General features: G+C 62.0%; 22 protein-coding genes. 11 read left to right on the top strand and 11 right to left on the bottom strand.

What is annotated here, in order from left to right:
- Nucleotides 1-87 precede the first annotated feature (87 nt).
- The 4 genes from Q1A89_RS03835 to Q1A89_RS03820 all read left to right on the top strand — a co-directional run bounded on the left by Q1A89_RS03835 (nucleotide 88) and on the right by Q1A89_RS03820 (nucleotide 3,038).
- Nucleotides 88-960 carry a TIGR01459 family HAD-type hydrolase gene (locus tag Q1A89_RS03835; protein WP_299724024.1) on the top strand — a complete coding sequence of 291 codons (873 nt, stop codon included), beginning with the start codon at nucleotides 88-90 and terminating at the stop codon, nucleotides 958-960.
- 89 nt (nucleotides 961-1,049) lie between these two features.
- The gene (locus Q1A89_RS03830; RefSeq protein ID WP_299724021.1) at nucleotides 1,050-1,493 is read left to right on the top strand and encodes a MaoC family dehydratase; all 444 of its coding nucleotides are present in this window, start codon (nucleotides 1,050-1,052) and stop codon (nucleotides 1,491-1,493) included.
- 145 nt (nucleotides 1,494-1,638) lie between these two features.
- A complete protein-coding gene (locus Q1A89_RS03825; protein WP_299724018.1) occupies nucleotides 1,639-2,571 on the top strand; it encodes a bifunctional riboflavin kinase/FAD synthetase in 933 nt (310 codons plus the stop codon).
- Nucleotides 2,568-3,038 carry a YcgN family cysteine cluster protein gene (locus Q1A89_RS03820; protein ID WP_299724015.1) on the top strand — a complete coding sequence of 157 codons (471 nt, stop codon included), beginning with the start codon at nucleotides 2,568-2,570 and terminating at the stop codon, nucleotides 3,036-3,038. The genes Q1A89_RS03825 and Q1A89_RS03820 overlap by 4 nt, the downstream gene beginning before the upstream one ends.
- Here Q1A89_RS03820 and Q1A89_RS03815 read toward each other — a convergent pair.
- Entirely contained in the window at nucleotides 3,035-3,832 is a 798-nt protein-coding gene (locus Q1A89_RS03815; protein ID WP_299724012.1) for an alpha/beta fold hydrolase, read from the bottom strand. The genes Q1A89_RS03820 and Q1A89_RS03815 overlap by 4 nt on opposite strands.
- Nucleotides 3,829-4,428 (bottom strand): 2-hydroxychromene-2-carboxylate isomerase, encoded by a 600-nt coding sequence (locus Q1A89_RS03810; RefSeq protein ID WP_299726073.1) that lies wholly within the window; start codon nucleotides 4,426-4,428, stop codon nucleotides 3,829-3,831. Before Q1A89_RS03810 ends, Q1A89_RS03815 begins: the two co-directional genes overlap by 4 nt.
- 105 nt (nucleotides 4,429-4,533) lie before the next feature.
- Between Q1A89_RS03810 and Q1A89_RS03805 the strand changes: the two genes are divergently transcribed.
- The gene (locus tag Q1A89_RS03805) at nucleotides 4,534-5,553 is read left to right on the top strand and encodes a ribose-phosphate pyrophosphokinase (protein ID WP_299724009.1); all 1,020 of its coding nucleotides are present in this window, start codon (nucleotides 4,534-4,536) and stop codon (nucleotides 5,551-5,553) included.
- A 10-nt stretch (nucleotides 5,554-5,563) separates the two neighbouring features.
- Here Q1A89_RS03805 and Q1A89_RS03800 read toward each other — a convergent pair whose 3' ends face one another.
- The gene (locus tag Q1A89_RS03800; protein ID WP_299724006.1) at nucleotides 5,564-6,334 is read right to left on the bottom strand and encodes a class I SAM-dependent methyltransferase; all 771 of its coding nucleotides are present in this window, start codon (nucleotides 6,332-6,334) and stop codon (nucleotides 5,564-5,566) included.
- Nucleotides 6,335-6,545: 211 nt separating this feature from the next.
- On the opposite strand from Q1A89_RS03800, the gene Q1A89_RS03795 reads away from it, so the two are divergent.
- From Q1A89_RS03795 to Q1A89_RS03785, 3 genes are read left to right on the top strand one after another with little or no spacing between them, the layout of a single operon-like run.
- Complete coding sequence (locus Q1A89_RS03795) at nucleotides 6,546-7,361, top strand: ABC transporter substrate-binding protein (RefSeq protein ID WP_299724003.1); 816 nt, start codon at nucleotides 6,546-6,548, stop codon at nucleotides 7,359-7,361.
- Entirely contained in the window at nucleotides 7,358-8,170 is an 813-nt protein-coding gene (locus Q1A89_RS03790; RefSeq protein ID WP_299724000.1) for an amino acid ABC transporter permease, read from the top strand. The genes Q1A89_RS03795 and Q1A89_RS03790 overlap by 4 nt, the downstream gene beginning before the upstream one ends.
- Complete coding sequence (locus Q1A89_RS03785) at nucleotides 8,157-8,885, top strand: amino acid ABC transporter ATP-binding protein (RefSeq protein WP_299723997.1); 729 nt, start codon at nucleotides 8,157-8,159, stop codon at nucleotides 8,883-8,885. Before Q1A89_RS03790 ends, Q1A89_RS03785 begins: the two co-directional genes overlap by 14 nt.
- Before the next feature lie 64 nt (nucleotides 8,886-8,949).
- Here Q1A89_RS03785 and Q1A89_RS03780 read toward each other — a convergent pair whose 3' ends face one another.
- The 7 genes from Q1A89_RS03780 to Q1A89_RS03750 all read right to left on the bottom strand — a co-directional run bounded on the left by Q1A89_RS03780 (nucleotide 8,950) and on the right by Q1A89_RS03750 (nucleotide 15,558).
- Nucleotides 8,950-9,300 (bottom strand): H-type lectin domain-containing protein, encoded by a 351-nt coding sequence (locus Q1A89_RS03780; RefSeq protein WP_299723994.1) that lies wholly within the window; start codon nucleotides 9,298-9,300, stop codon nucleotides 8,950-8,952.
- A 122-nt stretch (nucleotides 9,301-9,422) separates the two neighbouring features.
- Complete coding sequence (locus Q1A89_RS03775) at nucleotides 9,423-9,848, bottom strand: F0F1 ATP synthase subunit epsilon (protein ID WP_299723992.1); 426 nt, start codon at nucleotides 9,846-9,848, stop codon at nucleotides 9,423-9,425.
- A gap of 94 nt (nucleotides 9,849-9,942) precedes the next feature.
- The gene (gene atpD, locus Q1A89_RS03770; RefSeq protein ID WP_299723990.1) at nucleotides 9,943-11,367 is read right to left on the bottom strand and encodes a F0F1 ATP synthase subunit beta; all 1,425 of its coding nucleotides are present in this window, start codon (nucleotides 11,365-11,367) and stop codon (nucleotides 9,943-9,945) included.
- Nucleotides 11,368-11,385: 18 nt separating this feature from the next.
- A complete protein-coding gene (locus Q1A89_RS03765; RefSeq protein ID WP_299723988.1) occupies nucleotides 11,386-12,258 on the bottom strand; it encodes a F0F1 ATP synthase subunit gamma in 873 nt (290 codons plus the stop codon).
- 15 nt (nucleotides 12,259-12,273) lie between these two features.
- Nucleotides 12,274-13,815 (bottom strand): F0F1 ATP synthase subunit alpha, encoded by a 1,542-nt coding sequence (atpA, locus tag Q1A89_RS03760; protein ID WP_299723986.1) that lies wholly within the window; start codon nucleotides 13,813-13,815, stop codon nucleotides 12,274-12,276.
- On the bottom strand, nucleotides 13,816-14,376 hold the full coding sequence (locus tag Q1A89_RS03755) for a F0F1 ATP synthase subunit delta (protein WP_299723984.1): 561 nt from the start codon (nucleotides 14,374-14,376) through the stop codon (nucleotides 13,816-13,818).
- Between the two features lie 438 nt (nucleotides 14,377-14,814).
- Nucleotides 14,815-15,558 carry a hypothetical protein gene (locus tag Q1A89_RS03750; protein ID WP_299723982.1) on the bottom strand — a complete coding sequence of 248 codons (744 nt, stop codon included), beginning with the start codon at nucleotides 15,556-15,558 and terminating at the stop codon, nucleotides 14,815-14,817.
- A gap of 71 nt (nucleotides 15,559-15,629) precedes the next feature.
- Here Q1A89_RS03750 and gloB point away from each other — a divergent pair, with 71 nt between their 5' ends.
- The 3 genes from gloB to Q1A89_RS03735 all read left to right on the top strand — a co-directional run bounded on the left by gloB (nucleotide 15,630) and on the right by Q1A89_RS03735 (nucleotide 19,879).
- Nucleotides 15,630-16,397, top strand: a complete 768-nt coding sequence (gene gloB, locus Q1A89_RS03745) for a hydroxyacylglutathione hydrolase (RefSeq protein WP_299723980.1) — start codon at nucleotides 15,630-15,632, stop codon at nucleotides 16,395-16,397.
- 195 nt (nucleotides 16,398-16,592) lie between these two features.
- Entirely contained in the window at nucleotides 16,593-18,914 is a 2,322-nt protein-coding gene (gene clpA / locus Q1A89_RS03740) for an ATP-dependent Clp protease ATP-binding subunit ClpA (protein WP_299723978.1), read from the top strand.
- A complete protein-coding gene (locus Q1A89_RS03735; RefSeq protein ID WP_299723976.1) occupies nucleotides 18,914-19,879 on the top strand; it encodes a M23 family metallopeptidase in 966 nt (321 codons plus the stop codon). The genes clpA and Q1A89_RS03735 overlap by 1 nt, the downstream gene beginning before the upstream one ends.
- A gap of 18 nt (nucleotides 19,880-19,897) precedes the next feature.
- Here Q1A89_RS03735 and Q1A89_RS03730 read toward each other — a convergent pair whose 3' ends face one another.
- Nucleotides 19,898-22,402 carry a peptidoglycan -binding protein gene (locus tag Q1A89_RS03730; protein WP_299723974.1) on the bottom strand — a complete coding sequence of 835 codons (2,505 nt, stop codon included), beginning with the start codon at nucleotides 22,400-22,402 and terminating at the stop codon, nucleotides 19,898-19,900.
- Between the last annotated feature and the right edge of the window lies 1 nt (nucleotide 22,403).

Genomic DNA, 22,403 nt, shown 5'->3' with positions numbered 1-22,403 from the left:
TGGCGGCGTGCTGTCGTAAGGCGGACCTGTGGTCCGCCTTTTTACGTGGCCGCGCCACCCAACACGGCCACCCCGGGAGCCCAAGCCATGACCCAGATCATTTCCGCCCTGTCCGAGATTTCGGAGCGTTATGACGCCTTGTTCGTCGATCTGTGGGGCTGCGTGCACAACGGAGTCCACGCCCTACCGGAGGCGGTCACAGCACTGCAGGCCTATCGCAAGCGTGGCGGCAAGGTGGTGCTGGTCACCAACTCGCCCCGCCCACGTGCCGGGGTGACCAAGCAATTGGTGCATTTTGGTGTGCCCGATGATGCCTGGGACACGATCGCGACCTCTGGCGACAGCGCCCGCGCGGCGATGTTTCGCGGCATCGTGGGGGAAAAGGTGTTTTTTATCGGCCAGCCGGGTGAAGAGAAATTCTTTGAACCCATTGGCGTGATCAAGGATCCGGTTAACATTCAGATGGTACCGCTACAAGAGGCCGAGGGGATCGTCTGCACCGGTCCGCGCGATGCGATGGCGGACCCGGATGTGATGCGCCCCGAATTTCTGATGGCCAAGCAATTGGGGCTGAAACTGCTCTGTGCCAATCCGGATATCGTGGTGGACCGGGGCGAGGTGCGCGAGTGGTGCGCAGGCGCCTTGGCGCAACTTTATACCGAAATGGGGGGCGAAAGCTTGTACTTTGGCAAACCCCATCCGCCGATCTACGATCTGGCCCGTCGTCGCCTGTTTGAGCTGGGTGTAGACGTGCCGGATTCAGGCATTCTGGCCATCGGCGACGGGGTCCTGACCGACATCGCAGGCGCCATGGGTGAGGATATCGATTCGCTCTTTATCTCGGGCGGGCTGGCCGCATCCGAAACAAAAACCGTGACCCAGCCGGACCCCGACGCGCTAAGCGCCTATCTGGAAAAGGAAAAGAGCGCTCCAACCTTTTCGATAGGGCATCTGCGCTGACCTACTTTTTACTTGATTTTCTGCGCGTGCAAAGTAATTAGATTGCGCGAGGCGCCGTGTTTGCGCCAGAAAATTACCGGAGCCTTAACGTGTTGGACAACCTGCCCCGCGGCACGATCTGTATCGAAGACATCGAAATGGGCATGTCCCGCCATTTGCGCAAACAGGTCACCGACCGAGACATCGAGTTGTTTGCCGAAGTCTCGACCGATCACAATCCTGTCCACATGGATGACGATTATGCCCGCGACACCATCTTTGCCGGGCGCATCGCGCATGGCATGCTGACGGCTGGTCTGATCTCGGCCGTGATTGGCGAACAGCTGCCAGGTCACGGCACCGTCTATATGGGTCAATCGCTGAAGTTCCTCGCCCCGGTCCGCCCCGGTGACATGGTCTATGCCGAGGTCAAGGTGATCGACATCGACGTGGCCAAGCGCCGGGTAAAGCTGGATTGTCATTGCGCGGTGGATGGCAAGAAGGTTCTTATGGGCGAAGCCATGGTGCTGGCCCCCTCGCGCAAGTTCGACTGATCCCAAGGCCGCCTGACGGCGACACCGTTTTTTTTTGGGGGGGGCTTTGCCCCCGGCCTTGCGGCCTCCCCCATGGTATTTTTTGGTCAGATGAAGCCACGGGCGCCGTCTTGCCCTTGGCCTTGGGCGCGGCTAGGCATGGCGCATGAGGATCATCCGCGATTACCAATATGTTGAGCCCGAGGACCGCGGCGCCAGTGCGGCCATCGGCAATTTCGATGGTGTCCATCTGGGCCATCAGTCAGTGATTGATCTGGCGCGCGCCGCCGCCCCTGCGGCGCCTCTGGGTGTGATGACTTTTGAACCCCATCCGCGTATGTATTTCGCCCCCGACGCTCCGCCCTTTCGGCTGATGAGCCAGGCCGCACGTGCCAGCCGTCTGGCCAAGCTGGGGGTGGAGCGTCTGTATGAGTTGCCCTTTAACGCGGGTCTTGCGGGCTTGTCTCCGGAAGAGTTTGCCGCCCGCGTGATCCGTGACGGGCTGGGGCTGACCCATGTGGTGGTGGGAGCGGATTTCTGTTTTGGCCGCAAGCGGGCCGGGACGTCAGAGGACCTTGTACGGTTTGGGGCCGAGATGGGTTTTGGCGTCACCATCGCCCCCCTGATCGCGCATAGCGCGGCCACCGTGTCCTCGACCGCGATCCGCGAGGCCCTGAGTTCCGGACGCACCCGCGATGCAGCGGCAATGCTGGGCCACTGGCATCGGATCGAGGGCCCCGTCATCCACGGCGAACAACGCGGGCGCGATCTGGGATATCCGACAGCCAATATGTCGATTGACGATCTGCACCCCCCGGCCTTTGGCGTCTATGCGGTGCTGGTGGACGTGCTGGAGGGGCCGCATGCGGGCCAGTATCACGGCGTCGCCTCTTTGGGTGTACGCCCGATGTTCGGGGAAAACCGGCCCAATCTTGAAACCTTTGTTTTTGATTTCTCGGGCGATCTCTATGGCACACCCCTGTCTGTCGGTCTGATCGAGCATCTGCGCGGCGAAGAGAAATTTGACAATCTTGACGCATTGATTGCCCAGATGGACCGCGACAGCGCACAGGCCCGCAGCATTCTGGCCGACCTGTGAGCGATCCGATTGAACGCAGCGGCTTTGCCTCCCGGTTCTGGGAAACCAAGCGCCTTGACCAGATGAGCGAGGCCGAGTGGGAGGCGCTGTGCGATGGTTGCGGCAAGTGCTGTCTCAACAAGCTGGAGGACGAAGACAGCGGCGACGTGGCCCTGACCCGCGTGGCCTGCCGGTTGCTGGATGATGCGACCTGCCGCTGTGCCCAATATGACATCCGCCATCAGTTCGTCCCTGACTGCATTGTGCTCAAACCGTCCAATATCGAAAGCCATCTCTACTGGATGCCGCAGACCTGCGCCTATCGTTTGTTGCATGAGGGCAAGGGCCTCGCCGATTGGCATCCGTTGATTTCAGGCACGCCTGAAACGGTGCACGCAGCCGGGGTGTCGATGCGCGGACGCACCTATAGCGAATTCGACGTGGCCGATGACGACTGGGAAGATCACATCATCGAAGAGCCGACCTAGCTGCAGGCAAGCATGTCGTGCAACGGGGCTGCAACGATCCGGGGATGCGTGATCGGGGCCATGTGGCCCACCCCTGAAAGGCTGACCTCGCGCGCATTTGGCAGGCGCCGCGCGATGGCGTGACTGACCGGACCGGCCCAGCGCGATTGCGCGCCGCGCAGCAGCAAGGCGGGCATGCGGGCCGCATCAAACCGCCCCGGCGCCAGCAGGTTTGCGCAATCGTCGATCAGGAAAGGGCTTGAGGCCCGGATGAAGTCGATCCGTGCGGCCATGTAGTCCCGGGTGACTTGTGGGATGCCCTCCCAGCCTGCCGCATTGCCCCAGATCGCGTTAAAGGCACGCGCGGCCCCCATCCGGTCGCCCGCGTCCAGCGCAGCATCAAAGGGGGCGGTGTCGCGTATATAGTTAGGCCTGAATTCCGGATCATCCGCCATCACAGGTGCGAAATAGACCGGCTCGTACATCACGAGTGTACGTAGTTTTTCTGGATGCTCGATGGCCAGACGCAAGGCCACGGTGGCCCCAAAAGAATGGCCAATCACGTCGACCGGGCCATCGCCGATGTCGGCCAGCACCGACAGGGCCATGTCCGTCGCCGCATCATGCATGATCCCCTGCCCGTCCCAATCCCCCGACTGGCCATGGCAGGGCAGATCAAAGGCGTGCAGGGTCGCCAAATCGCCCAAGGCCGCGCCTAGCCCCCGCCACGCGCCGGAATGGGCCAGCGAGCAGTGGATGGCGAGGACAGTCCGGGGGCCGGACCCGAAGGTCCGGCGGTGGATGTGTGGGATCAAAGCTTGCCGGACAGCAGCAGATCAATCTCTTCGACCTTGTCCTGCCCCCAGAACATATGCGTGTCGTCCACGATGTAGAACGGCGCGCCAAAGGCCCCCTTGTCCACCGCTTCTTCGAGGTTGCGGGCATAGGTTTCGGCACCGCTGAGCAGGCCGCTGTCGGCAAGGGATGGATCGAACCCGGCCGCCTCAAGGCAGGCCTTGACCACCCCGTCCTCGGCGATGTCCTTTTCCTCTGACCAGACGGCGCGCAGCACCGAGTGGACCAATGCGCCCAGATCGCCGCCTCCGGCCGCCTGGGCGGCAATGATCGCGTAGGAAGATGGTGCCGCGTTGGTGGGCCAATGAGCGGGCTTGAGGTTCAGCGGCATCCCCAGTTTCTTGGCCTGGCGGGGCAGCTCCTGCGCCCGGTACGCGACACGGTTGGGGTGGCGATCCTTGGGCGGCGTTCCACCGGTGCGGGAAAACAGCGCCATGATGTCGAGCGGCTTGTAAGTGATGGTGGCGCCGTGTTTTGCGGCCACCTCTTCCAGCCGGTTCCCCGCAAGGTAGGTGTAGGGCGACAGGGTCGCAAAATAATAGTCGATATGGGCCATTTCTTTCTCCGATGCGAGGTCTTTGGGTTCGCGCGACGGTACGCCCGTGCTAAGCGATGTCAACATCACGAATCTGTCACAAATCGTGCTGCGCGGGGACACGACATGCCGAATATCCAGGAACCCAAGATTATCTCGGGCAATGCCAACCTGCCATTGGCCAAAGCCATTGCCCGGCGCATGTCGCTGCACCGCGGCGTCAATGTTGGTCTGGTCAATGCGCGGGTCGAACGGTTCAACGATGGCGAGATTTTTGTCGAGGTGTTCGAGAACGTGCGGGGCGAGGATATGTTCATCATCCAACCCACTTCGAACCCGGCGAATGACAACCTGATGGAACTTCTGATCATGTGTGACGCGCTGCGCCGATCCTCGGCGGCACGCATCACCGCCGTGATCCCCTATTTCGGCTATGCCCGGCAGGATCGCCGATCAAAGGCGCGCACACCGATCAGCGCCAAGCTGGTGGCCAACATGCTGGTGGGGGCCGGGATCGAGCGGGTGCTGACGATGGATCTGCATGCCGCGCAGATCCAGGGCTTTTTCGATATTCCGGTGGACAACCTTTACGCCTCGCCGATCTTTGCGCTGGACATCAAGACGCAGTTTGCGGGCCGTCTGGACGAGTTGATGATCGTCTCTCCGGACGTGGGTGGCGTGGCGCGGGCCCGCGACCTGGCCAAACGTCTCGCGGCCCCGCTGGCCATCGTGGACAAACGCCGCGAAAAGGCGGGCGAAGTGGCCGAGATGACCGTGATCGGGGATGTGACGGGCAAGACCTGCATCATCGTCGATGACATGGTCGACACCGCAGGCACGCTCTGCAAGGCGGCCGAAGTGCTGATCGAAAACGGTGCCAACGAGGTCCATTCCTATATCTCGCACGGTGTCATGTCCGGCCCTGCCGTCGGTCGGGTGACCAAATCGGTGATGAAATCGCTGGTGATCACGGACAGCATCCAGCCGACGGACGCGATCAAGGAGGCGGCCAATATCCGCATCGTTCCCACGGCCCCGGTCTTTGCGCAAGCGATACTGAACATCTGGAACGGCACGTCGGTATCGTCCCTGTTCGAGGCCGAAACGCTCAGCCCGATTTATGACGGGATGTACGCCGCCGAATGAGGCACGACCCTCAGTCCGGTTTTTGCAATTTCCAGACCTGTTCCAAAGGATAGTCCTTGGCCCAGTCCGCAGGCACGGCCCCGCGCGTCCCTTGCGCCCAGTCGGGCGCATAAAGCTCGTGATATCCGGTGACGGCAAACCCGATCTCGGCAAATAGATCCATCCAGCCCGCCATGGTCAGGTTGAAACAGACGCCGGACGGTTCAAACTCCACTTCTGACCAATCCGCACCCCACATCCCGCGATAGGGGCGGTGCAGGGCTCGCTCTGCGGGTGCGCCATTGAGCGGCGAGCAGATCAGCGACAGCGGGTGGTTCCCAAGGAACACCAACCGCCCCCCCGGGCGCAGCACACGCCAAGCCTCGCGCAACCAGATTTCCGGACGACACCAGATCGATGCCCCGTATTCCGAGATCGCGAAGTCAAAGGCAGCATCCGGCAGGCCCGTCGCTTCGGCATTGCCTTCGACAAAGTCGATCTGCACGCCGTGTTCCGCCGCGAGGCCACGCGCCGTGCCAAGCTGTTCGACCGAGATGTCGATGGCCGTAACACGCGCGCCGCGCCGGTGCATCCAATGGGCGACATAGCCCGTCCCGCAACCCAGCTCGATCGCATCCATGTCCGCCATGTCCGATGGCAGCAAAGCAAGGCCGTCGTCACTGTTGCCCCAATTGCCCCATTGCGGGCTCTCAAGCGCCCATCGGTTGCGCGCAAAGTCGACCCAATTGGCCGCATCCGCGTTCCAAACATCCTTGTTGATCGACAGGTATTCGCGTGCCATTGCGCCCTCTTTCGCGTTTGAGTGCGCCCGAGTTTAGCACAGATACCCAGCGTGCAGACAACACCGACATGGCCAAACCGGGGGCTGGATGCACGTCATGCCACCACGCACGTCTCGCAGTACCCTCTCCCTCCGGGTCGCCTACACAATAGGCTGGACTCACCCCAGACCTTTGCCGATGATCGCGGCAAAACACTTGGGGAGATCAACGATGAAGACCATTCTGACTGCCACCATTCTGACGCTGACCGCCACCGGGGCTTTTGCCGCCAGCCATTGCGCGGCAGGAAAGACCCTGACCGACGGCACGCTGACCATCGCCACCGGCAACCCGGCCTATTACCCATGGGTGATCGACGACGCCCCCGAAGCAGGCCAGGGGTTCGAGGCCGCCGTAGCCTATGCGCTGGCCGAAGAGATGGGATTTGCCGCCGAGAACGTCACATGGGTGCGCACTTCCTTTGACGAGGCAATCCAGCCCGGTGCCAAGGATTTCGACCTGAACATGCAGCAGTTCTCGATCACCGCAGACCGCGACCGGGTGGTTGATTTCTCGGCCCCCTACTACACCGCACCGCAGGCCGTGATGACCACCGTCGAGGCGGTCGAGGGTGGGGCCACCCCAACCATGGACAGCCTCAAGGGGATGAAATGGGGGGTCGTTGCCTCCACCACCGCCCTTCCGGTCGTGATGGAGAAAATCCAGCCCGACCAGTCGCCGCTGGTTTATGACGACAATGCCAACATCACCGCCGCCATGCAGGCGGGCCAGATTGATGCGGCCCTGTTCGATCTGCCCACCGCCCTCTTCACCGCCGCCGTGCTGATGGACAACGGTGTGGTGCTGGGCCAGTTCGACCCATCGGCGGCCGAAAGCCCGGACCAGTTCGGCGCGCTGATGCTCGAAGGATCAGCGCTCAAGCCCTGCGTCGACGAGGCCCTAGCCGCGCTCACCGACAGCGGCAAACTGGCCGCCATCGAGGCCGAGTGGCTGCAGGACGCCGTCGGAGTGCCCCTGATCAAGTGAGTACACGCCGCGCTGCCTACGAGGCCCGGCAACGCCGCCGGGCCAACTTGCTTGCCGGGGCCAGTACGCTCGTCGTGCTGGGCCTTTTGGTGTTGCTTGTGCCCCTTGCGCCGGGATGGGCAGCGGTCAAATCCTCTTTCTTTGACGGCGAGATTTTCGCGCGCACCTTTCCCGATCTCGCCCGCGCCTTCCTGATCAACATCGCCATCTTTGCATGGTCCGTTCCACTGATCATGGTGCTGGGTCTGGCCATTGCGCTTGCCCGTGGTGCCCGCGCACCGGTGCTGTTTCCCATGCGCATCTTCGGGGCGATCTACGTCGATCTGTTTCGCGGCATTCCGGTGGTGCTACTGGTCTATCTCGTGGGCTTCGGCATTCCCGGCCTCGGCCTGCCGCGCCCGTGGAATTCGCCTTACATCTGGGGCACCGTCGCGCTGGTGCTGACCTATTCGGCCTATGTGGCCGAGGTGCTGCGCTCCGGCATCGAAAGCATCCACGCCAGCCAACGCAACGCCGCCATTTGTCTGGGACTGAGCGAGCGGGACACGATGCGCTACGTCATCCTGCCGCAAGCCATCCGGCGCGTGGTGCCCGCCAACATGAACATGCTGGTCGCACTGCAAAAGGACGTGGCCCTGCTCTCCTTCATCGGACCGGTCGAAATCCTGCGCCAGGCTGGCATCTTCAAAAGCCTGCTGGCCAACTTCACGCCTTACGTCGTGGCCGCTGTCATCTTCCTCTGCGTGACCGTGCCTGCGACCCGCTATGCGGATTATCTGATGAACAGGGACCGTGATGCCCGAACCTAGGCTGGCTTTGCGCGGTGTGACCAAAAGCTTTGGGGACGTGCAGGTGCTGCACGGGATCGACCTGAGCGTCGCGCCGGGCGAAATGGTCTGCCTCATCGGTGCCTCGGGGTCCGGAAAATCCACCCTTCTGCGCTGCATGAACGGACTGGAACCCGTGGACGATGGCGAGGTCCGCCTTGATGGCGTCGACATCGCCGAGCCCGGCTTTGACCTTGGCCCCGTGCGCCAGCAGATCGGCATCGTGTTCCAAAGCTTCAACCTGTTTCCGCATATGACCGCCTATGACAACGTCGCCCTCGCCCCGCGCCGGGTGCTGGGCGAGGATGCACGCGTGCGGATCGAAGAGCTGTTCACCCGCTTTGGGCTCGCCACACACATAAGCAAATACCCCGACCAACTGTCAGGCGGGCAACAACAGCGGGTGGCGGTGATCCGGGCGCTGGCGATGCGCCCGCACACGATGCTGTTTGATGAGATCACTTCGGCCCTTGATCCCGAGCTGGTGGGTGAAGTGCTGGATGTATTGCGCCAGTTGCGCGATGACGGCATGACCATGGTGCTGGCCACCCACGAAATGGGGTTCGCGCGCGAACTGGCCGATCGCATCTGTTTCATGGACAAAGGCGTGATCGCCGAAGAAGGATCACCGGACGTGATCTTTTCCAGCCCCACACGGAAGCGCACAAAACAATTCCTCGCCTCGGTCCTGCGCTGATCCGATCTTCACTTGGCGAAATAAACTCTCCCCGAAGGGCCGGTACGTCGCGGGCGCCTCGGTATCAGTAAATGTCCCACTCGTCGGATTCGGGCATTTCACCCATCGCGATCCAGGCGACGCGCACGCGCGCAACACGGGTGTCGCCCCATGTGCGAAACACCAGATCAAACCCGGCAGCGTCGATCTCTTCGGCCGCGACATCGGCGCGCAGGGCCGTCTTGGTGTCCACATCCCACATCGAAATCGACACATGCACGTTGGGCGGCGCGCGGAATTCTTCGGAAAACAAAACCCTGCGGCGGCGTTCGCGCTGCCCGCGTCCGGTCCACATCTCGCCCCCGTCCTGAAAGTCGGAAAACAGGATTTCGTCGCCTTGGTCGATGCCGATCAGGTGGTTTTCAAGTCGCTTCATAGGGTCGGTGTCTCAATGGATTGAGAACTTTTACAGAAAAATAAGGGCAATTTTGGGTCCGGAGAAATGAAAAAGGCCCTGCCAGCGGCAGAGCCTTTGAAATTGAGCCAGCCCGCGCGGAATTACAAGCTCGGCTGTTTGGTGTTCAACCCGATTTCGGAGCCGACGGCCACCATGTCCGCCATCAGCTTGACCGCATCATCGACCGGGCCGGGTTCGTTGGCCGCGGCCTGCTTGGCGCGGTTGTAGACGTCCTGCGCCTCGTCGCACATGGCGTCCATCTCGTCCTGGGTCATGTCACCACGGGCCACGGCGCGTTCGGCCAGAACCGACACGCCCTGGGCGTTGATCTCGGCAAACCCGCCGGTCACGACATATTCATGGGTGCTGCCACTGGCCTCGACCCGCAGCAGACCGGGACGCAGCGTGGTGATAGTGGGCGCGTGGTCGGCCATGACGGTCATGTCGCCATCCGCACCGGGGATCTGAACCGCCGCCGCCTCCATCGAGGCCAGCTCGCGTTCTGGGGATACCAGATCAAATTGCATCTTCTTCTCCTCATCTGGGCGGTGGGGTGAAACCCCACCTTACGCCCGGAGCATCCGTTGGCCTGTAAGGCGGGGGTCTCCCCCGCCCTGCAGCTTAGGCCGCGTCGGCGGCCATTTTCTCGGCCTTGGCGATCACGTCCGCGATGCCGCCAACCATATAGAACGCACCTTCGGGCAGGTGGTCGTACTCACCGGCCACAACCGCCTTGAACGACGCGATGGTGTCTTCCAGTGGCACCTGAATGCCGTCGGAGCCGGTAAACACTTTGGCCACGTCAAAGGGCTGGCTCAGGAAGCGCTGGATCTTGCGGGCGCGCGACACGGTCAGCTTGTCCTCTTCGCTGAGTTCGTCCATTCCGAGGATCGCGATGATGTCTTGCAGCGATTTGTAGCGCTGCAGGATCTGCTGGACGTCGCTGGCCACCTGATAGTGCTCTTCACCCACAATCTGCGGGTCCATCAGACGCGACGAGCTGTCGAGCGGGTCCACGGCCGGATAGATGCCCAGCTCGGAAATCGCACGGGACAGAACGGTTGTCGCATCAAGGTGGGCAAAGGTGGTCGCGGGCGCAGGGTCGGTCAAGTCATCCGCAGGCACGTAGACGGCCTGGATCGAGGTGATAGACCCGGATTTGGTCGAGGTGATCCGTTCCTGCATCTGGCCCATGTCGGTCGCCAGTGTTGGCTGGTAACCCACCGCCGAAGGAATACGACCCAGCAAGGCCGACACTTCGGAACCCGCTTGGGTAAAGCGGAAGATGTTGTCGACAAAGAACAGAACGTCCGTGCCCGAGGCATCGCGGAACTGTTCGGCCAGTGTCAGACCCGTCAGGGCCACACGGGCACGCGCTCCAGGAGGTTCGTTCATCTGGCCATAAACCAGAGCAACCTGGCTTTCTTCGAGGTTGTCGGGCTTGATCACGTTGGATTCGATCATCTCGTGATACAGGTCGTTCCCTTCACGGGTCCGTTCCCCCACACCGGCGAACACGGAATAGCCCGAGTGCACCTTGGCGATGTTGTTGATCAGTTCCATGATCAGAACGGTCTTGCCCACACCGGCACCGCCAAAGAGGCCAATCTTGCCGCCCTTGGAATAAGGGGCCAGCAGGTCAACCACTTTAATGCCGGTGACCAGCACTTCGGATTCGGTGGACTGTTCCGCAAAAGCGGGGGCGTCGGCATGAATGGGGCGGAATTCTTCGGCGCCCACGGGGCCACCTTCGTCCACCGGCTCACCCACGACGTTCAGAATGCGGCCCAATGTCTTGGGGCCCACGGGCACCATGATGGGGCCATCGGTGTCCACAACTTCCTGACCGCGCACCAGACCCTCGGAGGAGTCCATCGCGATGCAGCGCACCGTGTTTTCACCAAGGTGCTGGGCCACTTCCAACACCAGCTTGTTGCCGTGGTTGTCGGTGGTCAGCGCGTTCAGGATCTCCGGCAGGTGATCATCGAACTGTACGTCGCAGACAGCCCCGATGACTTGGGTGATCTTGCCTTTAGCATTTGCCATGTTTTGTCTCCGGTTGTCTTACAGCGCTTCCGCGCCGGAAATGATTTCGATCAGCTCATTCGTGATGACGGCCTGACGCGATCGGTTATATTCGATGGTCAGCTGGTCGATCATGTCACCCGCATTGCGCGTGGCGTTGTCCATTGCCGACATCCGCGCGCCCTGTTCGGACGCCGCATTTTCGAGCAGCGCGGCAAAGATCGCCGTGGCCACGGCCCGGGGCAGAAGATCGGCGAGGATCGCCTCTTCGTCGGGTTCGTAGTCATAGAGCGTCTCGGAGGCCTCGTAGCCTTCCGGCACCGCGAAAGGGATGATCTGCTGCGCCGTCGGGATTTGCGTCACGACGTTCTGGAACTTGCCGAAAAAGATGGTCGCGACGTCGAATTCGCCGTCGTCAAAGCGGCCAAGCACGTTTTTGGCCACACCCTGGGCGTCACCATAGCTCATCCGCTTGACGTCGCTCATGTCCACGTGACCCACCAGCAAGTCGCCAAAGTCGCGCTTGAGCTGATCGCGCCCCTTTTTGCCGACGGTCAGGATTTTCACGGTCTTGCCCTGGCCCTGCAGCTTGGTCGCGTGCGACTTGGCCAGTTTGACGATGTTCGTGTTGAACCCGCCGCACAGACCCCGTTCGGACGTCATGACAACCAGCATATGCACCTGGTCCGACCCGGTGCCCGACAGCAGTTTGGGCGCGCTGTCAGATCCTTCGGCAGCCGAAGACAGGCCCGCCATCACGGCCAGAAACCGCTCTGTATAAGGGCGCGACTGTTCGGCGGCCTCTTGGGCACGGCGCAGTTTTGCCGCCGCAACCATCTGCATGGCCTTGGTGATTTTTCGCGTCGATTTGACCGACGCGATCCTGTTTTTCAGGTCCTTGAGATTTGGCATTGCCCGACCTCCAATTTACGCGAAGGTCGAAGCGAACTCGTCAAGAACCGCCTTCATCTTGTCGACGTTCTCACCGGACTTGAACTTGGGGTCGTCGTTCGCAATCCAGTTGAGGAAGTCCGTCTTCTGGCTGCGCAGGAACTTGAGCAGACCCGCTTCGAACTTGCCCACGTCGCCGACAGGCAGCTTGTCGAGATAGCCGTTGGTGCCCGCAAAGATGACGCAAACGATTTCCGCGTTGGTCAGCGGCGCGTATTGCGGCTGTTTCATCAGCTCGGTCAGGCGCGCACCACGGTTCAGCAGCTGCTGTGTGGCGGCATCAAGGTCCGAACCAAACTGGGCAAAGGCTGCCATTTCACGATACTGCGCAAGCGACAGTTTCACCGGACCAGCCACGGACGACATCGCGTCTGTTTGCGCCGACGAACCAACGCGAGACACCGACAGACCGGTGTTCACCGCAGGACGGATGCCCTGATAGAACAGTTCGGTTTCAAGGAAAATCTGGCCGTCCGTGATCGAAATCACGTTGGTCGGGATAAAGGCCGACACGTCGCCGCCTTGGGTTTCAATGATCGGCAGCGCCGTCAGCGAGCCCGCGCCATTGTCTTCGTTCAGCTTGGCCGAACGCTCCAGCAGGCGGGAGTGCAGATAGAAAACGTCGCCAGGATAGGCTTCGCGGCCCGGTGGGCGACGCAACAGCAGCGACATCTGACGATAGGACACAGCCTGTTTGGACAGGTCATCATAAACGATCAGCGCGTGGCGGCCATTGTCGCGGAAGAATTCCGCCATCGAGGTCGCCGCATATGGCGCGAGGAACTGCATTGGCGCCGGGTCGGACGCGGTCGCGGCCACAATAATCGAATATTCAATCGCGCCGGATTCTTCGAGCTTCTTCACCAGCTGCGCCACGGTCGAACGCTTTTGGCCCACGGCGACGTAGACGCAGTAGAGCTTCTTGGACTCATCGTCACCTGCGGCATCGTTATAGGATTTCTGGTTCAGGATTGCGTCGAGCGCCACGGCGGTTTTGCCGGTCTGACGGTCACCAATGATCAGTTCGCGCTGGCCACGGCCAATCGGGATCATCGCATCCACAGCCTTGAGGCCGGTCGCCATGGGTTCATGCACTGATTTACGTGGGATGATGCCGGGGGCTTTGACGTCCGCAACCGAACGCTGTTTCGCGCCGATCGGGCCTTTGCCGTCAAGCGGGTTGCCCAGACCGTCCACAACGCGGCCCAGCAGCTCATTGCCGACAGGCACGTCCACAATCGAGTTGGTGCGCTTGACGGTGTCGCCTTCCTTGATGTCCCGGTCAGAGCCGAAGATCACCACACCGACGTTGTCGGTTTCGAGGTTCAGCGCCATGCCCTGAATGCCACCGGGGAATTCAACCATCTCACCGGCTTGGACATTGTCGAGGCCATACACACGGGCAATACCATCGCCCACCGACAAAACGCGGCCCACTTCGGCCACTTCTGCTTCCTGACCAAAGTTCTTGATCTGGTCTTTCAGGATTGCAGAAATTTCTGCTGCTTGGATACCCATTTATCCGACCTCTTTCATTGCATTCTGGAGGGAAGCGAGCTTGGAGCGGATCGACGTGTCGATCATCTTCGAGCCCACTTTTACGATTAATCCGCCGATGAGGCTTTCATCGACGGATGCATTAATAGAGACGTCCTTGCCCATGCGGGCCTTGAGCGTCTTGGCGAGTTGTTCGCTTTGCGCTTTGGTCAGCGCCTTGGCAGATGTCACATCTGCGGTGACCTCGCCCTTGTCTTCGGCGATGGCGGCCCGCAAAGCCTGCACCAGATGGGGTACAACAAACAAGCGTCGCTTGTCGGCCATCAGGGCCAAAGTGTTGCTCATCACGTTTGTCAGACCCGCCTTTTTGGCGATGGCGGACACCGCCGCGCGCTGTTCATCACGGCTGTAAAGCGGCGAATGGATCAGCGCGTTGAAGTCCGCACTGTCGGCCATGGCCGATGTCAGGGTCGCCAGATCGCCCTCAAGGCTTTTGACGTCGCCCGCGTCTTTGGCAAGCTCGTAGACAGCAGTGGCATAGCGCGCAGCAATGCCTGTGGAGATCGAAGCTGGTTCGGACACGTCCACCCTTTCGATGTCTTGGCCCCGGTTGAACCCACGACATAGCGCGGCACGGGGGTGTTGGTACGCTCAAGGAACCCCCGAGCGAGGAAATCAGGGGGGATGTAGCAGAGGGTGCCAGACCCCGCAACATATGTTCGTGAACAGGTGTTTGGTCGCTTTTTCTGCCTTTTCAACGGGTTACTCAAAGTGCGACCGTTTGGCCCGAACCAAATGTGAGGAATCTGTCGTAAAACTCACGCTTTTGCATGCGATTCCGTCGGGTGCTGCGCCGCAAGAGCTGAAAATCTCGTCATTTCGACTGTCTTCTGTTGGCGCATTTGGCCTGAACCCCTTGTTTGATGGCAGATTTGGGGAATTCCTTCGCGTTTTGCGTGTGATGCGGTGCGATCCTCATGCACAGCGCCCACATTCCGCACACGCGCGCTTTTTTGGGCTTCAAAGCCCCCCGGCAATCGGCGCGGGCACGCCTTGGGGGATCTTCTGCCTCTTGGCGGTCGAGCGTTGCACCTTGCCCTTGGGCGGATACACCAGTTTCGATGCCTCAACCATAAAGGCGCCGCCCGCAACCATGCCGGGCATCGTCCGCCCCACCTTTTCGAACATTGCGCCGGATTTCATCCACAGTCGCTTGGCCGAGGGCAATTGATAGAGTGCGCCCAAGTGCCGCTCTGGCAGGAACTGGTGTTTGCGCAACTGTGTCTCAAGCTGGCTGGCCGAATAGGGGCGGCCAAATCCGAACGGCGTGCGATCCCGGCGCGACCACATGCCGGCGCGGTTGGGCACGATGAACAGGGCCTTGCCCCCCGGCCCCAGCACCCGCCACGCCTCTTCCAGCAGGTCAAAAGCACGCTCGGAGGTTTCCAGCCCGTGCAGAATGATCAGCTTGTCCACGTGGCCCGTTTCAATCGGCCACAGCGTTTCCTCGACCAGAACAGAGACGTTTTCACCCTCAGGCGGCCAGGGCATGACCCCTTGCGGCCCCGGCATCAGCGCAATCACTCGCCGGGCATCCGCCAGATAAGGGCGCAACAGCGGCACGGCAAAGCCGAATCCGGCAACCGTCTGGCCCTTGGCCTCGGGCCAGAACTCCGCCACGCGCCGCCGCAGAGAGCTTTGCGCCGCCCGCCCCAACGCGCTGCGGTAATAGAAATTGCGCAAATCCTGTACGTCCAGATGCATCGATCACTTGCCCTTGGGCGGCATGCGGGCCACCTTTGTGCCCATACCTACCTCAAGAAAGCGCAAATGCCATGCCTCTCGACATTCGCACGATCCCCTGCCTGTCGGACAACTACGCCTATCTCGCCCATGATGCCGAGACCGGGGCGACGGCACTGATCGACATCCCCGAGGCAGCACCAATCCTTGCCGCACTGGCTGAAACCGGCTGGACCCTGAGCGATATCCTGATCACGCATCACCACTATGATCACGTGGACGGGCTGGCGGATGTACTGGCCGCCCACCCCGCCCGCGTGATCGGGGCCGCGGCGGATTCACGGCGCCTGCCGCCGCTGGATGTGGCCGTGCGTGAAGGGGACAGCGTGACCATCGGGTCCCAGAACGGGCAGGTCATCGACGTGTCCGGCCACACGATCCACCACATCGCCTTTCACTTTCCGGACGCGCGCGCCCTTTTCACAGCCGACAGCCTGATGGCGCTGGGCTGCGGGCGGGTGTTTGAAGGCACCAAGCCGCAAATGCACGACAGTCTGCAGAAAATGGCGGTGCTGCCGGGGGATACATGGGTCTATTCAGGCCATGAATACACCGCCGGCAACGCCAAATTCGCGCTCACCATTGATCCGGACAATCCAGAGCTTATATCGCGGGTCCGTGAGGTGACCGAAAAACGCGCAAGCGGCACACCCACGGTGCCTTCGCTCTTGTCGCAAGAGCTTGCAACCAACCCGTTCCTGCGCGCCAACGACCCCGCCATTCAGGCCCATCTGGGCATGGAAGGCGCCAACGCCGCCGACGTGTTCAGCGAAATTCGCACCCGGAAAGACAACTTCTGAGCGCGGTTGCGCTAACAGCACGCCTAGATTGACACCAAACACACGCAGTTCACGCATAATGTGAGCATCGAGGCAAAGAAAAGCCTTGAAGACGCGCGCTGTTCAACCAAACTTAAATGTATGAGGCCATGGTTGGCCTGCGAGCGCGATATTCCTCGCTGTCCGCATCCGACCCCGATCGAAAGGAGCACGCTCGTGCCTTCATTCTCGACAACACTGGAAAAAGCAATCCATCAGGCTCTTGCGCTGGCCAACGAACGCCGGCACGAATTCGCAACGCTCGAGCATCTCCTGCTCTCGCTTGTGGACGAACCGGACGCGCGCCGCGTCATGCAGGCATGTTCCGTCGATATCGACGAATTGCGCGGCACTCTGGTCGAGTTTGTGGATGATGACCTCTCGAACCTGGTCACCGACATCGACGGCTCCGAAGCGGTGCCAACAGCCGCCTTCCAGCGCGTGATCCAGCGCGCTGCCATCCATGTGCAATCCTCCGGGCGGACCGAAGTAACCGGCGCCAACGTGCTGGTCGCGATCTTTGCCGAACGCGAAAGCAACGCGGCCTATTTCCTGCAGGAACAGGACATGACGCGCTATGACGCGGTGAATTTCATCGCCCACGGTGTCGCCAAGGACCCCGCCTTTGGCGAGGCGCGCCCGGTCTCAGGCGCCCCCGAGGCCGAGGAAGAACCGCAAGGCGTGACCGAAGGCGAGAAAAAGGAAAGCGCGCTGGCCAAATACTGCGTGGACCTCAACGAAAAATCCCGCGAGGGCGATATCGACCCGCTGATCGGACGCGATTCCGAGGTGGAACGCTGCATTCAAGTGCTGTGCCGCCGCCGCAAGAACAACCCGCTTCTGGTGGGTGATCCGGGCGTGGGCAAAACCGCCATCGCCGAAGGTCTCGCACGCAAGATCGTGGCCGGTGAAACACCCGAAGTGTTGTCCGGCACCACCATCTATTCGCTCGACATGGGTGCATTGCTGGCCGGCACCCGCTATCGCGGTGATTTCGAGGAGCGGCTGAAAGCGGTCGTGACCGAGCTTGAAGATCACAAGGACGCGGTGCTGTTCATCGACGAAATCCACACCGTAATCGGTGCGGGCGCGACGTCGGGTGGCGCGATGGATGCCTCCAACCTGCTCAAACCTGCCCTGCAGGGCGGCAAGCTGCGCACCATGGGCTCCACCACCTACAAAGAGTTCCGCCAGCATTTCGAAAAGGACCGCGCGCTGTCGCGTCGTTTCCAGAAAATCGACGTGAACGAGCCGTCGGTCGAGGATGCCACCAAAATTCTGCGCGGCCTCAAGCCCTATTTCGAAGATCACCACGGGGTCAAATACACCTCGGATGCGATCAAAACCTCTGTCGAGCTGGCAAGCCGGTATATCAACGACCGCAAGCTGCCTGACTCGGCGATTGACGTGATCGACGAGGCGGGCGCGGCCCAGCATCTGGTCGCCGTCGCCAAGCGGCGCAAGACCATCGGCACCAAGGAGATCGAGAATGTCGTGGCCAAAATCGCGCGCATTCCTCCCAAGAACGTCTCCAAGGACGATGCCGAAACGCTGAAAGACCTCGAGGCGTCCCTGAAACGGGTCGTGTTCGGGCAGGACGATGCCATCGTGGCGCTGTCCTCGGCGATCAAACTGGCACGGGCCGGTCTGCGCGAGCCTGAAAAACCCATTGGCAACTACCTGTTCGCAGGCCCTACTGGTGTGGGCAAAACCGAAGTGGCCAAGCAACTGGCCGACTCGCTGGGCGTGGAAATGCTGCGGTTCGACATGTCAGAGTACATGGAAAAACATGCGGTCTCGCGCCTGATCGGGGCCCCTCCGGGCTATGTCGGGTTCGATCAGGGCGGCATGCTGACGGATGGTGTGGACCAGCATCCGCATTGTGTGCTGCTGCTCGATGAGATGGAAAAGGCGCACCCGGATGTCTACAACATCCTGTTGCAGGTCATGGACCACGGCAAGCTGACGGACCACAACGGGCGCACGGTGGATTTCCGCAACGTGATCCTGATCATGACGTCCAATGCCGGTGCGTCCGAGATGTCCAAGGCTGCCATCGGCTTCAACCGCGACCGGCGCGAGGGCGAGGATACGGCGGCGATCGAACGCACCTTCACGCCCGAATTCCGCAACCGTCTGGATGCGGTGATCAGCTTTGCGCCGCTGCCGAAATCGGTGATCCTGCAGGTGGTCGAGAAATTCGTCCTCCAGCTCGAGGCGCAACTGATGGACCGCAACGTGACCATCGAATTGACCAGGCCTGCTGCCGAATGGCTGGCCGACAAGGGATATGACGACAAGATGGGCGCCCGCCCGCTTGGCCGTGTGATCCAGGAACACATCAAGAAACCGCTCGCCGAAGAGTTGCTGTTCGGCAAGCTGATGAAAGGTGGTGTGGTCAAGGTCGGCGTCAAAGGTGGCGAGCTGGACCTGAAACTCGAAGGGCCGGACAAACCGCGTCTGTCGGGCAACAAACCACCGCTTCTGACCGCGGATTGATGCACACGGGCGCGATTGCGTCCCTTTGCCTTGCCCTTGCCGCAACACCCCTTGCGGCAAGGGATATCCTCCTCACCACTCCCATCCTCTGTGATCTGTCGACCGAGTGCTTTGTGCAGCAATATGTCGATCACGACGCCTCTGACGCGGCGATGGATTACCGCTGTGCCCCACTCAGCTATGATACGCATTCCGGCACCGATTTCGCGCTGACCTCGCGCGCCCAGATGCGGCGCGGCGTCGATGTGCGCCCGGCCGCCCCCGGCACCGTGCGGGGCGTGCGGGACGGCATGGTTGACGAAGTGTTCTCTCCCGATCAGACCGAGGCGCTGGCTGGTCGGGACTGCGGCAACGGCGTCGCCATCGACCATGGCGGCGGCTGGAGCACGCAATACTGTCACCTCAAACAGGGCTCGGTCAGCGTGCAGCCGGGCGATCGCGTGCGCCTGAACACGGTGCTGGGACAGGTGGGCCTGTCGGGACGGACCCAGTTCCCGCATCTGCACATGACCCTGCGCAAGGACGGGCAAGTGGTCGACCCGTTCGACCCCGACGGGCAGATCACCTGCGGCGCCCCCAGCGAAAAGACCCTGTGGCAAACCCCACCACCTTACCGCCCCGGCGGCATCCTGCGCGTCGGGTTTGCCGACGCCATTCCGGACTTTGAAACGGTCATGGACGGCGATGTCACCACCACGTTGCCTGTCACTGCCCCGACACTTGTGCTTTTTGGCTATGCATTTGGCGGCCGGGCGGGGGACAGGATGCAATTGCGCATCGACGGACCACAAGGGCCAGTGCTCGACCAGACGCTGACCCTCGACAAGGATCAGGCCCAGTTCTTCCGCGCCGCGGGCAAGAAACGACGTGGCGACTGGAGACACGGCACCTATACCGGCACGGTCACGTTGATCCGCAACGGGGCGGTGCTCGGCTCAGAGCAGGGCACCGTCACCATCCCGTAAGGCGTAGCTGCGCTGCGCCTATTTCTCGGTGAATTTCAACTCGATCCGCCGGTTCTGCGCGCGCGCGTCAGGCGTGTCATCGGGGTTGATCGGCTGGTATTGACCAAAACCGTTGGCCGACAGACGGTCCGGCGGAATGGCCAGGAAATTCACCATATGGCGCACCACCGACAGGGCCCGCGCCTGGCTCAGTTCCCAGTTGTCGGCAAATTCGCCGGTGCCGGACAGCGGCACATTATCCGTATGACCATCAACCTGAATGACCCAGTCGATGCCCGCCGGAATGTCGCCTGCGATGTTGCGCAGGATACCTGCGACCTTCGCAATTTCGCCCTGGCCCGCGTTTGACAGGTCCGCCCGGCCCGGCGGGAACAGCACTTCGGAGGAGAACACAAATCGGTCGCCCACAATGCGGACCCCGTCCTGCGCGCCCAGCACATCGCGCAACCGGCCAAAGAATTCCGAACGGTAACGCTCCAGATCCTGCGCCTCGGCCTGCAAGGCGGCGCGTTCCGCCTCAAGCCGCGCGCGCTCTGCCTCTTCCAACTGACGACGGCGGCGCTCTTCCGCGGCCACGCGGGCCAGCGCAGTGTTGAGTTCGGACCCCAGGGATTGCAACTGAATCTCGCGCGAGGCATCACGCGCCACCGCATCATCAAGCAGCGCCTGCAACTGTCCCAACTGGGTGCGGAGGGCCGCGACCTGCTGGTTCAACAACTCGGTCTGACGCTGCGCCTCAAGTGTCGCCGCTTCTTCCGCGCTCAGCGCCTCGCGCGCAGCGGCCAACAGGGCGGCACGCTGGTCCGCCGCCGCACTCGTTTCGGCCAGCGCCTGTTCTGCGGCCGCCTTTTCCGCCAGCGCCGCAGCAAGGGCTGCGCGCGTCTCGGCCGTGTCAGTGCCAAGGGTCTGCAACTCGGTCTCCGCCGCCAGCTTGGCGGCCAGCGCTGCGGCCAACTGGTCGCGCACTTCGGAATTGCTGCTGCCTGCCGCATCCGCATCGGCCAGTGCGGCATCACGCGCGGCAATGGCGGTGGCCAGTTGCGTGCGCAAATCACTCAAATCAGTGTTCTGAGCGGCCAGCGTCCCTTCGGCGGCGGTGCGGGCTGCAACAGCCGCCGCCAGACGGTCGCGAATGTCCGTAAGCTCAAGATCGGAGGCTGCGATGCGCGCCTCAAGCGTGGTCAGCCGCGCCTCCAATTCCGCCACGGCCTCGGCAGAAGCGGCGCGCGCGCTCTGGGCACCCTCAAGTTGCGCCTGCAGCTCTGCAACTTCGGCGACACTCTGGGCCAGCGCCGCTTGCGCCGCGCCCAGATCGGTCTGCAATGCGGCACTGGCCGAAGTGCCATCATCCAACGCGGCCTCCGCCGCCTCAAGCCGCGCTTCGAGCGAGGCGGCGAGGACCGTGCGTTCGTCCAATTGGCTCAGGGCCCGCGCCAGCTGGGATTCCAGATCGGCTGCGGCGACGGCCCCGTCCTCGGCATCGAGCAACGCTGCGGCCAGTTGCGCCTCGAGGCTTGCGCGTTCCGATGTTGCCGACAGGGTCTCGGCCTCTGACCTCTGCAGCTCGGCCAGTGCGCTGGCCAATTCCGCCTCAAGCTGTTCCAGCCGGGTCTGGGCGGCGGCAGCACTGAATGATGTCGATTCGACTGCCAACAAGGCCGCGGCCAGTTGCGCGTCCAGATCAGCTTCGGCGGCGCGCGCGGCGGCAAGCAGGGTCAGCGTGTCCTCGGCCTCTTGCCGCTGCGCCTCAAGCGCCAGAGTCATCGCCGTCAACTCGGCATCTGCGTTTTCCAGCCGTGCGCGCAGGGCCTCGGCGGCGGCGGCCTCGGTCAGACGCGCGGCCTCTTCCGCGCTCAGAGCCGCGCGCGCGGTGTCCAGATCAGCTTGCAGGGCCGCCGCCTCGGACGCCGTGTCCGCATTGCGGCTGCGCAAATCAGCGACCAAAGCCTGCAGAGCCTCGGTGCGGGCGGCAGCCAGACGCGCGGCCTCGACCTGCACGTCCGTCTCACTGCGGGCCTGGGCCAGGGCCAAGTTCAGCGCCTCTTGTTCCGAAAGCAGGCGCGCCTGATCGGTCTCAAGCCCCGAAATCCGCTCAAGCGCGCCCTCCCGTTCGGAAATCAGCGCAGCCACCTGCGCCTCGAAACTGGTGATCCGGGTTTGCGCGGCGTTGAGCGCATCGGCCTGCGCGTCACGTTCCGAGGTTAGCGATGCAATCAGTGCCGCCTGCTGTTCGACCTGCGATTGCGCGTCGTTCAGCGTAGCGTTCAGCGAATTCACCCGCGCATCCAACTGATCAGCGCGCTGTTCCTCCAGGCCCAGGGCCTGCGCCAGTGCCGCCACTTCGCCTGCCAGTTGATCCAGCTCGGTTTCCTGCCCGGTGATCGTTTCGCGGAGCACGAATTGCACCACCATAAAGATGGTCAGCACGAACATCAGCACCAAGAGCAGTCCAGTCATCGCATCCACAAAGCCCGGCCAGATCGAGGCCTGAAACCGTTGCCCTGTGCGTCGCGACAGTGCCATG

It is taken from the genome of uncultured Tateyamaria sp., from assembly GCF_947503045.1.
GTDB lineage: Bacteria > Pseudomonadota > Alphaproteobacteria > Rhodobacterales > Rhodobacteraceae > Tateyamaria.
This window is presented reverse-complemented; position numbering and strand designations above follow the sequence as displayed.

Bases quoted from the DNA above. Each gene is read 5' to 3' on its own strand.
- Q1A89_RS03785 (WP_299723997.1), top strand. From the start codon at position 8,157: ATGCCCGAACCTAGGCTGGCTTTGCGCGGTGTGACCAAAAGCTTTGGG.
- Q1A89_RS03750 (WP_299723982.1), bottom strand. From the start codon at position 15,558: ATGCATCTGGACGTACAGGATTTGCGCAATTTCTATTACCGCAGCGCG.
- atpD (WP_299723990.1), bottom strand. From the start codon at position 11,367: ATGGCAAATGCTAAAGGCAAGATCACCCAAGTCATCGGGGCTGTCTGC.
- Q1A89_RS03730 (WP_299723974.1), bottom strand. From the start codon at position 22,402: ATGGCACTGTCGCGACGCACAGGGCAACGGTTTCAGGCCTCGATCTGG.
- gloB (WP_299723980.1), top strand. From the start codon at position 15,630: ATGCCTCTCGACATTCGCACGATCCCCTGCCTGTCGGACAACTACGCC.
- Q1A89_RS03780 (WP_299723994.1), bottom strand. From the start codon at position 9,300: ATGAAGCGACTTGAAAACCACCTGATCGGCATCGACCAAGGCGACGAA.
- Q1A89_RS03810 (WP_299726073.1), bottom strand. From the start codon at position 4,428: ATGGCCCATATCGACTATTATTTTGCGACCCTGTCGCCCTACACCTAC.
- Q1A89_RS03825 (WP_299724018.1), top strand. From the start codon at position 1,639: ATGAGGATCATCCGCGATTACCAATATGTTGAGCCCGAGGACCGCGGC.
- Q1A89_RS03775 (WP_299723992.1), bottom strand. From the start codon at position 9,848: ATGCAATTTGATCTGGTATCCCCAGAACGCGAGCTGGCCTCGATGGAG.
- Q1A89_RS03765 (WP_299723988.1), bottom strand. From the start codon at position 12,258: ATGCCAAATCTCAAGGACCTGAAAAACAGGATCGCGTCGGTCAAATCG.
- Q1A89_RS03800 (WP_299724006.1), bottom strand. From the start codon at position 6,334: ATGGCACGCGAATACCTGTCGATCAACAAGGATGTTTGGAACGCGGAT.
- Q1A89_RS03795 (WP_299724003.1), top strand. From the start codon at position 6,546: ATGAAGACCATTCTGACTGCCACCATTCTGACGCTGACCGCCACCGGG.
- Q1A89_RS03735 (WP_299723976.1), top strand. From the start codon at position 18,914: ATGCACACGGGCGCGATTGCGTCCCTTTGCCTTGCCCTTGCCGCAACA.
- Q1A89_RS03835 (WP_299724024.1), top strand. From the start codon at position 88: ATGACCCAGATCATTTCCGCCCTGTCCGAGATTTCGGAGCGTTATGAC.
- Q1A89_RS03805 (WP_299724009.1), top strand. From the start codon at position 4,534: ATGCCGAATATCCAGGAACCCAAGATTATCTCGGGCAATGCCAACCTG.
- atpA (WP_299723986.1), bottom strand. From the start codon at position 13,815: ATGGGTATCCAAGCAGCAGAAATTTCTGCAATCCTGAAAGACCAGATC.